Origin of the sequence: Microbacterium sp. HSID17254, assembly GCF_003989315.1 — a bacterium.
In the GTDB taxonomy this organism is placed as follows: Bacteria; Actinomycetota; Actinomycetes; order Actinomycetales; family Microbacteriaceae; genus Microbacterium.
Genome location: NZ_RBLT01000017.1, coordinates 68,125 through 79,286 on the forward strand (window position 1 = coordinate 68,125; position 11,162 = coordinate 79,286).

6 protein-coding genes and 1 tRNA gene are annotated in these 11,162 nt (G+C 68.1%); all 7 read left to right on the forward strand.

Features of this window, described 5'->3' with window-relative positions:
- Window positions 1-28: 28 nt before the first annotated feature.
- Window positions 29-3,532, forward strand: a complete 3,504-nt coding sequence (rpoB, locus tag D8M34_RS11370; RefSeq protein ID WP_025104411.1) for a DNA-directed RNA polymerase subunit beta — start codon at window positions 29-31, stop codon at window positions 3,530-3,532.
- A gap of 87 nt (window positions 3,533-3,619) precedes the next feature.
- Window positions 3,620-7,495, forward strand: coding sequence for a DNA-directed RNA polymerase subunit beta' (gene rpoC / locus D8M34_RS11375; protein ID WP_126894036.1), 3,876 nt, complete (start codon window positions 3,620-3,622; stop codon window positions 7,493-7,495).
- Window positions 7,496-7,676: 181 nt separating this feature from the next.
- Window positions 7,677-8,606 (forward strand): carbohydrate kinase family protein, encoded by a 930-nt coding sequence (locus tag D8M34_RS11380; protein ID WP_126894037.1) that lies wholly within the window; start codon window positions 7,677-7,679, stop codon window positions 8,604-8,606.
- Between the two features lie 86 nt (window positions 8,607-8,692).
- Window positions 8,693-8,777, forward strand: a tRNA-Tyr gene (locus tag D8M34_RS11385).
- A gap of 72 nt (window positions 8,778-8,849) precedes the next feature.
- Window positions 8,850-9,341 carry an FBP domain-containing protein gene (locus D8M34_RS11390; protein WP_025104408.1) on the forward strand — a complete coding sequence of 164 codons (492 nt, stop codon included), beginning with the start codon at window positions 8,850-8,852 and terminating at the stop codon, window positions 9,339-9,341.
- 45 nt (window positions 9,342-9,386) lie between these two features.
- The gene (locus tag D8M34_RS11395) at window positions 9,387-10,187 is read left to right on the forward strand and encodes an enoyl-CoA hydratase/isomerase family protein (RefSeq protein ID WP_126894038.1); all 801 of its coding nucleotides are present in this window, start codon (window positions 9,387-9,389) and stop codon (window positions 10,185-10,187) included.
- 116 nt (window positions 10,188-10,303) lie between these two features.
- Window positions 10,304-11,162: hypothetical protein (locus D8M34_RS11400; protein WP_126894039.1), on the forward strand; the 859-nt coding region annotated here is incomplete at its 3' end.

Genomic DNA, 11,162 nt, shown 5'->3' on the forward strand with positions numbered 1-11,162 from the left:
CCCTGCGGGGCTCACGGAGGTTATTCCCTTGGCTGCTGCTCCCAACGCATCCACATCCACCACCACCAAGAACGGACGCGGAGCTTCCCGTCTCTCGTTCGCCAAGATCTCCGACACGCTGACGGTCCCCGACCTTCTCGCCCTGCAGACCGAGTCCTTCGGTTGGCTGGTCGGCAACGACGCCTGGAAGGCGCGCGTGGCCGAGGCCAAGGCCGCCGGTCGCACCGACGTGAACGAGAACAGCGGTCTGGGCGAGATCTTCGAGGAGATCTCCCCGATCGAGGACCTCGGCGAGACGATGCAGCTGTCGTTCACGAACCCGTACCTCGAGCCCGAGAAGTACTCCATCGAGGAGTGCAAGGAGCGTGGCAAGACCTACGCGGCCCCGCTCTACGTCGAGGCCGAGTTCATGAACCACCTCACGGGTGAGATCAAGACCCAGACGGTCTTCATGGGCGACTTCCCGCTCCAGACCGACAAGGGCACGTTCATCATCAACGGCTCCGAGCGCGTCGTCGTCTCGCAGCTCGTGCGCTCGCCGGGTGTCTACTTCGACAAGACCCCCGACAAGACGAGTGACAAGGACATCGTCTCGGCGCGCGTCATCCCGAGCCGCGGTGCCTGGCTCGAGTTCGAGATCGACAAGCGCGACCAGGTCGGCGTCCGCGTCGACCGCAAGCGCAAGCAGTCCGTGACGGTCTTCCTCAAGGCGCTGGGCATGACCAGCGAGGAGATCCTCGAGGAGTTCGCCGGCTACACCTCCATCGAGGAGACGCTCGCGAAGGACACGATCGTCACCAAGGAAGACGCGCTGCGCGACATCTACCGCAAGCTGCGTCCGGGCGAGCAGGTGGCCGCCGAGGCCGCCCGCGCGCTGCTCGACAACTTCTACTTCAACCCGAAGCGCTACGACCTCGCCAAGGTCGGCCGGTACAAGATCAACCACAAGCTGGGTCTCGACACCCCGCTGACGGAGTCGGTGCTGACGGTGCAGGACATCGTCGCCACGATCAAGTACCTCGTGCGTCTGCACGCGGGCACCGAGGAGACCTTCGAGGGCATCCGCGGCGGCAAGAAGACCGAGATCCGCCTCGCGACCGACGACATCGACAACTTCGGCAACCGTCGCATCCGCGCGGTCGGCGAGCTGATCCAGAACCAGGTCCGCACGGGTCTGTCCCGCATGGAGCGCGTCGTCCGCGAGCGCATGACCACGCAGGACATCGAGGCCATCACGCCGCAGACCCTGATCAACGTGCGCCCCGTCGTCGCCGCGATCAAGGAGTTCTTCGGAACCTCGCAGCTGTCGCAGTTCATGGACCAGAACAACCCGCTCGCGGGTCTGACCAACAAGCGCCGTCTGTCGGCTCTCGGCCCCGGTGGTCTGAGCCGTGACCGCGCCGGCGTCGAGGTCCGCGACGTCCACCCCTCGCACTACGGCCGCATGTGCCCGATCGAGACGCCGGAAGGCCCGAACATCGGTCTGATCGGTGCGCTCGCGACCTTCGCGCGCATCAACTCGTTCGGCTTCATCGAGACCCCGTACCGCAAGGTCGTCGACGGTGTCGTGACCGACCAGATCGACTACCTGACCGCCTCCGAGGAGGTCGACTTCAACATCGCGCAGGCCAACGCGCCGCTCGATGCGAAGGGTCGCTTCCGCGAGAGCCACGTGCTCGCGCGCCCCAAGGGCGGCAGCGGTGAGGTCGACCTGTTCCTCCCGGAGGAGATCGGCTACATCGACGTCTCGCCGCGCCAGATGGTGTCGGTCGCGACCTCGCTCGTGCCCTTCCTCGAGCACGACGACGCGCAGCGCGCGCTCATGGGCGCCAACATGCAGCGTCAGGCCGTGCCGCTGCTCCGCAGCGACTCGCCGCTCGTCGGAACCGGTATGGAGGGCTACACGGCCATCGACGCCGGTGACGTGATCACCGCCGAGAAGGCCGGTGTCGTCTCCGAGGTCTCCGCGGACCGCGTCGTCGTCATGCTCGACGAGGGCGGCACGCAGGAGTACCACCTGCGCAAGTTCGACCGCTCGAACCAGGGCACCTCCTACAACCAGAAGGTCGTCGTCTCGGCCGGTGAGCGCGTCGAGGTCGGTGAGGTCATCGCCGATGGCCCCGCCACCGAGAACGGCGAGCTGGCCCTCGGGAAGAACCTCCTCGTCGCGTTCATGACGTGGGAGGGCTACAACTTCGAGGACGCCATCATCCTGAGCCAGGACCTGGTGAAGGACGACACCCTCTCGTCGATCCACATCGAGGAGTACGAGGTCGACGCCCGCGACACGAAGCTCGGCAAGGAGGAGATCACCCGTGACCTCCCCAACGTCAGCCCGGAGCTGCTGAAGGACCTCGACGAGCGCGGCATCATCCGCATCGGCGCCGAGGTCCGCCCCGGCGACATCCTCGTCGGCAAGGTCACGCCGAAGGGTGAGACCGAGCTGTCGGCCGAGGAGCGTCTGCTCCGTGCGATCTTCAACGAGAAGAGCCGCGAGGTCCGCGACACGTCGCTGAAGGTGCCCCACGGTGAGCAGGGCACGATCATCGCGGTCAAGGAGTTCAACGCCGAGGACGGCGACGACGAGCTCGGCTCCGGCGTCAACCGCCGCGTCGTGGTCTACATCGCCCAGAAGCGCAAGATCACCGAGGGCGACAAGCTCGCCGGCCGCCACGGCAACAAGGGTGTCATCGCGAAGATCCTCCCTGTCGAGGACATGCCGTTCCTCGCGGACGGCACCCCGGTGGACATCGTCCTCAACCCGCTCGGCATCCCGGGTCGAATGAACTTCGGCCAGGTCCTCGAGACCCACCTCGGGTGGATCGCGAAGCAGGGCTGGAAGGTCGAGGGCACCCCGGAGTGGGCCGCCAAGCTGCCGCAGCAGGCGTTCGAGGCCGCACCCGGCACCAAGGTCGCCACCCCGGTGTTCGACGGTGCCAGCGAGGAGGAGATCTCCGGTCTGCTCGACTCGACGCTCCCGACCCGTGACGGCCTCCGCCTGATCGACTCGAGCGGCAAGACGCAGCTGTTCGACGGCCGCTCCGGCGAGCCGTTCCCGGCGCCGATCTCCGTGGGCTACATGTACATCCTGAAGCTCCACCACCTGGTGGACGACAAGATCCACGCCCGCTCCACCGGTCCGTACTCGATGATCACCCAGCAGCCGCTCGGTGGTAAGGCGCAGTTCGGTGGACAGCGCTTCGGTGAGATGGAGGTGTGGGCCCTCGAGGCCTACGGTGCGGCGTACGCCCTCCAGGAGCTCCTCACGATCAAGTCCGATGACATCCTCGGCCGCGTCAAGGTGTACGAGGCCATCGTCAAGGGCGAGAACATCCAGGAGCCCGGCATCCCCGAGTCGTTCAAGGTGCTCATGAAGGAGATGCAGTCGCTCTGCCTGAACGTCGAGGTCCTCTCGGCCGACGGCACGCTGGTCAACCTCCGCGACACCGACGACGAGGCGTTCCGCGCCGCAGAGGAACTCGGTATCAACATCTCCAGCCGCTTCGAGGCCGCCTCGATCGACGAGATCTAATCCTTCGACCGGCTCAGCCGTCCCCGCGACGGCTGAGCCGGTCGAAGCCCAGACTTCTCAAAAAGAATTTCCGACACAGGAGAACTAGTGCTCGAGTCCACAACCTTCGATGAGCTTCGCATCGGCCTGGCGACCGCAGACCACATCCGCGCGTGGTCCTACGGCGAGGTCAAGAAGCCCGAAACCATCAACTACCGCACCCTCAAGCCGGAGAAGGACGGTCTCTTCGGAGAGCAGATCTTCGGCCCGTCCCGTGACTGGGAGTGCGCCTGCGGCAAGTACAAGCGCGTTCGCTTCAAGGGCATCGTCTGCGAGCGCTGCGGCGTGGAGGTCACCAAGAGCTCCGTCCGTCGTGAGCGCATGGGTCACATCGAGCTCGCCGCTCCCGTCACCCACATCTGGTACTTCAAGGGCGTGCCCTCGCGCCTCGGCTACCTGCTGGACATGGCGCCGAAGGACCTCGAGAAGGTCATCTACTTCGCCGCGTACATGGTCATCTCGGTCGACGAGGAGGCCCGTCACCGCGACCTGGGCACCCAGGAGAACAACATCCGTCTCGAGCTGAAGACGCTCGGCGACCGCCGCGACGCGAAGATCGCGGAGCGCCTGGCCAAGCTGGAGGAGGAGCTCGCGGCCCTCGAGGCCGAGGGTGCCAAGGCCGACGCCAAGAAGAAGGTCAAGGACGCCGCCGAGAAGGAGATGTCGCTCATCCGCAAGGGTGCCGACGAGGCGATCCTGAAGCTGGAGCGCGTGTGGGAGGACTTCCGCACGCTCGAGGTCGGTGCCCTGCGCCCGGAGGACGACGTCTTCCACGAGCTGCAGGACCGCTTCGGCCTGTACTTCGAGGCCTACATGGGTGCCGAGGCGATCCAGCGTCGCCTGGCCGCGTTCGACCTGGCCGCCGAGGCCGAGAGCCTGCACCTGCAGATCTCGGAGGGCAAGGGCCAGCGCAAGATCCGTGCGATCAAGCGCCTCAAGGTCGTCAACTCGTTCCTCGAGACCGGCATGAGCCCGGCCGCGATGGTGCTCGACGTCGTCCCGGTGATCCCGCCGGAGCTGCGTCCGATGGTCCAGCTCGACGGTGGCCGCTTCGCGACCTCCGACCTGAACGACCTGTACCGCCGCGTGATCAACCGCAACAACCGTCTCCGTCGCCTGATCGACCTCGGTGCCCCCGAGATCATCGTCAACAACGAGAAGCGGATGCTGCAGGAGGCCGTCGACGCGCTGTTCGACAACGGCCGCCGCGGTCGCCCCGTCACCGGTACCGGCAACCGCGCCCTGAAGTCCCTGAGCGACATGCTCAAGGGAAAGCAGGGTCGCTTCCGCCAGAACCTGCTCGGCAAGCGTGTCGACTACTCGGGCCGTTCGGTCATCGTCGTCGGCCCGCAGCTCAAGCTGCACCAGTGCGGTCTGCCCAAGCAGATGGCGCTCGAGCTCTTCAAGCCGTTCGTCATCAAGCGCCTGATCGACCTCGGTCACTCGCAGAACATCAAGGCCGCCAAGCGCGCCGTCGAGCGCACCCGTCCCGAGGTCTGGGACGTGCTCGAGGAGATCATCCGCGAGCGTCCGGTGCTGCTGAACCGTGCACCCACCCTGCACCGTCTCGGCATCCAGGCGTTCGAGCCGCAGCTCGTCGAGGGCAAGGCCATCCAGCTGCACCCGCTCGTCTGCGCGGCGTTCAACGCCGACTTCGACGGTGACCAGATGGCTGTCCACCTGCCGCTGTCGGTCGAGGCTCAGGCCGAGGCCCGCGTGCTCATGCTCGCGTCGAACAACATCCTGAAGCCGTCGGACGGCCGTCCGGTCACCCTGCCCTCGCAGGACATGATCATCGGTCTGCACCACCTCACGACGGTCAAGGCCGGCGCCAAGGGCGAGGGTCGTGCGTTCGGCTCCGTCGGCGAGGCACAGCTCGCGTACGACGAGGGCACGCTCGACCTGCAGGCGAAGGTCCGCATCCGCATCCCGGGTCTGGCCTTCCTCGAGGGCGAGGCTCCCGAGGGCTACGAGAAGCACGGCCTGGTCGACGCTTCGCTGGGTCAGGCGATCTTCAACGACGCGCTGCCGAAGGGCTACCCCTTCGTCCGCGAGCAGGCCGACAAGGGCAAGCTGTCGCAGATCGTCAACAAGCTGGCCGAGGAGTACCCCAAGGTCGAGACGGCCGCCACGCTGGACCGCATCAAGGATGCCGGTTTCTACTGGGCGACCCGTTCGGGTGTGACCGTCGCGCTGAGCGACATCCTCACCCCGCCGAACAAGGCGGAGATCGTCGCGGGCTACGAGAAGCAGGCCGCGAAGGTCCAGTCCCAGTACGAGAAGGGCCTCACGACCGACGCCGAGCGTCGTCAGGAGCTCATCAAGATCTGGACCGAGGCGACCGACGAGGTGCAGGCCGCGATGAAGGCGCACTTCCCGGAGGACAACACCATCAACCGCATGGTGTCCTCCGGCGCTCGTGGTAACTGGCTGCAGATCCGGAACATCGCCGGTATGCGTGGTCTGGTGAACAACCCCAAGGGTGAGATCATCCCGCGTCCGATCATCTCCTCGTACCGCGAGGGTCTGTCGGTGGCGGAGTACTTCATCGCGACGCACGGTACCCGTAAGGGTCTGGCCGACACCGCTCTGCGTACCGCCGACTCGGGTTACCTGACCCGTCGTCTGGTGGACGTCTCGCAGGATGTCATCATCCGCGAAGAGGACTGCGGCACGTCGAAGGGCCTCGAGCTCCCGATCGCCGCTCCGAACTCGCAGGGTGAGCTGGTGCGCGACGCGAACGTCGAGAACTCGGTGTTCGCCCGCACGCTGGCCTCCGACGTGGTGAACGCGTCGGGCGAGGTCCTGGCCGCGGCCGGCGACGACGTGGGCGACGTGCTCATCGACAAGCTGGTCGCCGCGGGCGTCGAGACCATCAAGGTCCGCTCGGTCCTGACCTGCGACTCCGCCGTCGGCGTGTGCGCGCAGTGCTACGGCCGTTCGCTCGCGACCGGCAAGACCGTCGACATCGGCGAGGCCGTCGGCATCATCGCGGCCCAGTCGATCGGTGAGCCCGGTACCCAGCTGACGATGCGTACCTTCCACACCGGTGGTTCGGCGTCGGCGGATGACATCACGCAGGGTCTGCCCCGTGTGCAGGAGCTGTTCGAGGCGCGTACCCCCAAGGGTGCATCGCCGATCGCGGAGGCCGACGGCCGCATCACGATCGACGAGACCGAGAAGGCCAAGAAGGTCATCCTCACGCCCGACAACGGCGACGAGCCCGTCGTCTACCCGGTGCTGAAGCGTGCCACCCTCCTCGTCGAGGACGGCCAGCACGTCTCGGTCGGTCAGCCCCTGCAGGTCGGCACGCTCGACCCCAAGGAGGTCATGCGCGTCATGGGTGCCCGCGAGGTGCAGAAGTACCTCGTCGGCGGTGTCCAGGGCGTCTACCGCTCGCAGGGTGTGCCGATCCACGACAAGCACATCGAGGTCATCGTCCGCCAGATGCTCCGCAAGGTCACCGTCGTCGACCACGCCGACACGACCCTGCTGCCGGGTGAGATGGTCGACCTGAAGCGCTACCAGCAGATCAACCGCGAGGCCGTGGCCGAGGGCAAGCGCCCGGCGTCCGGTCGCCCGGAGCTGATGGGTATCACGAAGGCGTCGCTCGCGACCGAGTCGTGGCTGTCCGCTGCGTCCTTCCAGGAGACGACCCGCGTGCTCACGCAGGCCGCCATGGAGGGCAAGCGCGACCCGCTGGTCGGTCTCAAGGAGAACGTCATCATCGGAAAGCTCATCCCCGCCGGAACCGGTCTCTCGAAGTACCGCGACGTCACGGTCGAGGCCACCGAGGAAGCCAAGAGCGAGCGTTACCCGAACCGGATCTTCGCATCCGACGGCGCGTACGCCGACGGCGACTTCGGTTACGTCGACTTCGACGCGTTCTCGACGGACGACATCACCCCCGGTACCTACAACTGAGGTGTGAGTGAGTGAACGAAGGCCCCGGGGTTCTCCCCGGGGCCTTCGTCGTCCCTCGGCGCGGTCGGGTGTGCACAGCTTCGGAGATCCGGCGCGGCGCGCCGCCGGTGGGGCTCATCCATCGGGGTGTCGGGTGTCATCTCCGAAGCTGTGACCGGGGCGGGCGCGGTAGGGTCGGCGAGTGACCACTGAGACTTCCCCCGGCGGCGCGGCCGTCGTCATCGGAGACGCCCTGATCGACGAGATCCGGGATGAGGCCGGCGTCCGCGAGTTCGTCGGCGGGGCCGCCCTGAACGTCGCGGTGGGGCTGCGCCGGCTCGGAATCCCCACGACGCTCATCGCGATGGTGGGGGAGGACGTCGCCGGCGCGCACATCCGCCAGTATCTGGCCGATCACGGCGTGCGGCTGATCGCGAGCGCGGCACCGCACGGGTCGTCGCGGGCCGTCGTCACCCGGGCTACGAACGGCGAGCCGAGCTACGTCTTCAACCGCGCGGCCCAGGAGCGGACCGTCCGGTACTCGGACGAGGCGAGGGCCGCCATCGGCGACGCGGACATCGTCGCGGTGAGCTGCTTCCCCTTCGATGTCCCGGCCGAGGTCGACGCCCTCGCCGCCGCGGTGGAGGGTGCGCGGCTGGCGATCGATCCGAATCCCCGCACCGGCATGCTGTCCGACCGCGAGGAGTTCGTCCGCGGCTTCGAGCGGCTGGCGGCGCGGGCGGACCTGGTGAAGGTCGGCGCCGACGATGCCGACGTGCTCTACGACGGCGACCTCGACGCCCTGCGCGCGCGGCTCCGGAGCCTCGGCGTCACGGCGGTGCTCGCGACGGCCGGTGCGGACGGCGCCGTGCTCGAATCGGACGCCGGATCGGTCTCGGCCCCCATCTCGGCGCTGCCGGGTCGGGTGGTCGACACCGTGGGGGCCGGGGATGCGACGCTCGCCGCCGTCGCCGCCGGACTGGTGGACGGGGCCCCGAAGGCGGTCGAAGGATGGTCCGCCCTGCTCGAGCGCGCGATGGATGTGGCCGCCGCGACCTGCCGCGCCGAGGGCGGGCTGCTGCGCACACCGGAGTCGCTGTCCGCCGCCGACCGCGGCGTGCACGGGAGCTGACGCCTCGATTTCTCGCGCCCGCATCCGGCAGGTATGATTGTTCTTCGTGCCCCCGGTTGGCTGTTCAAGTCGGACGGGTGCGCTCTGGCGAGTTACCCAAGTGGCCAAAGGGATCTGACTGTAAATCAGCCGTCTTCGACTTCGGGGGTTCGAATCCCTCACTCGCCACCACGGAAGCCCCCGCTCGCGGGGGCTTCTCCTGTTCCCGGCCTCACCTCCGCGCCGAGTTCCTAGACTGGAGCGATGCGACCTCTCACCGAAGCCGACGTCCGGGCCTCGTTCGTGAACGCGGACGCCGACGAGCTGCGCGTCATGGAGATGCCGCACGACTTCCTCCTCGTGGACTGGGACTACCTCGACTTCTTCGCCTGGCGCGACCCGAGTGCCGGCAAGCGCGGCTACGTCCTCATCCCGCACGAGGGGCGTGTGGTCGGGGTGGTGCTGCGGGCGTCGGAACCAGGGCGCGGGCGCTCGGGCATGTGCAACATCTGCCACACGATGCAGCCGGGCAACCAGGTGGCGCTGTTCGCGGCGCGACGCACGGGAGAGGCGGGGGAGCGCGGCGACTCGGTCGGCACCTACATCTGCGCCGATCTGTCCTGCCACGAGAACGTGCGCCTGGCGCATCCGCTCGCACCGAACGAGATCCGGGCGGCGGGACAGGTCGACTTCCGGCTCGATGGCACCCGGCGACGGATGGAGCGGTTCGTGGCGCGCGTCTGGGAGGGCGCCTGAGCGCGACTAGCCTGGAGGCATCCGCCTGTGCTCGAAGGAGAAGCCATGAGTGATGCCATCCTGTTCGCCGTCGACGAGGGGATGGCGCGGCTCACGCTCAACCGTCCGACCCGCCTCAACGCCTTCAACGCCGATCTGGCGTACGCCTGGCGGGATGCGACCGTCGAGGCGACGTCGCGCGACGACGTGCAGGCCATCCTCATCGACGCGGCGGGACCGGCGTTCTGCGCGGGCGGCGACGTGATCGACATGGCGACGACCATGGGGTCGTCCGGGGCGGAGATCACCGCGCTGGCGGAGGTCATCAACACCGGGATCCGCGCGCTCACGGAGTCGAGCGTGCCCGTGGTCGCCGCGGCGCACGGGACGACGGCCGGTGGCGGACTCGGCATCCTGCTCGCCACGGACTACGCGGTGGTGGGCTCGCGGTCGCAGCTCGGGAGCCTGTACGCGAACATCGGCCTCACGCCCGACCTCTCCGTGTCGGCGCAGCTCGCGCGGGCCGTGGGTCAGCGCCGTGCCCTCCAGCTCGTGCTGCAGGACCGGCTGCTCACGGCCGCGGAGGCTCTCGACTGGGGTCTGGTGGCCGAGGTCGTGGAGGGCGAGGACGGCGGGACGGAGGCCGACCGGGTCCGTGCGCGGGCCGAGGAGGTCGCGCGGTTCTGGCTCGCCGGGGCCGCCGACGCGTACGGGCAGGCCAAGCGGCTGGTGCGGTCGCAGCCGGAGCGCACCTTCGCCGAGCAGCTGAGCGAGGAGGCCCGGTCCATCGGCGCCGCCCTGGAGACCCCGGACGCACAGGCGCGGGTCGCGGCCTTCGCGGCGGCCTCCGCGAAGAAGGCCGGCTGACCCTTCCTCCCCAGACCTCGGTCGGTCCCCGATCTCCTTCGCACTCGAGGGAAGCCGGAACAAGCGGGCCCGCGCGTGGCAGGATGAAGGCATCGCCGCTCGACGAGAGGATCCCCATGTCCCATCCGGACACCGCCCGGCTGCAGCCGCAGGGTGACAAGAAGAACATGTCGCTGCTCATCAGGGGCTCGCTGTGGGTCGCGATCGGCGCCCTCATCGCCGCGGCTCTGGTCTGCGTCGTGTGGGTCCTGGTCGGTGATCAGAACGGCCTCATCGGTCGCGCCTTCCTCACGATCCTCCTGCTCGCCGCCTTCGCCGGGATCGCCATCCTCGAGGCGGGCCTCGCGCCGAACCGGCCGGACTGGCTCCAGCTCGCGAGCATGGTCTCCTGGGTCATCGCGCTCCTCGTCGGCCTCGTGAAGATCTGGCTCCCGGAAGACGGGCTCTACTTCGGCGCGGAGCGCTTCTTCCAGCTGCTGCTCGTGATCGGGATCCTGCAGCTCGCACTGCTCCATGTGCGGCTCTTCACCCGTGCCGCGCAGCGCCATGTCACGACCTTCACGAAGGTGATCCACATCGTGACGATCGTCTTCCTCGGCGCCCTCGTCGCCCTGCTGGTCTTCTTCCTCGCGTTCCCCAACACCTTCGACTACACCGAGCTGTACTGGCGCATCGTCGTCGCCCTCACGATCCTCGTCGCCGTCGGCACCACGCTCATTCCGCTGCTCAACGCCCTGTTCGCGCCGAAGAAGGCTCCTGCCGCCCGGCCGGTCGCCTCCGCGCCGTCCTGGCCGACCTACGCCGACGGGATCACGCCCCTCCCGGTCCTTCCGGACGGGAGCCCGGACTGGAATGCGTTCTACACGGGGTACCCCTCGACGGCTCCCCAGGCCCTGGGTCAGGCGCCCGCCGCGGGGTTCCCCGTGGCGACCCCGCCCCTGGCGCCGACGGCTCCGGCCCTTCCGGACTTCGCGG

Excerpts from the sequence above, each read along its gene's own strand:
- D8M34_RS11390 (WP_025104408.1), top strand. The coding sequence starts at position 8,850 with ATGCGACCTCTCACCGAAGCCGACGTCCGGGCCTCGTTCGTGAACGCG.
- D8M34_RS11395 (WP_126894038.1), top strand. The coding sequence starts at position 9,387 with ATGAGTGATGCCATCCTGTTCGCCGTCGACGAGGGGATGGCGCGGCTC.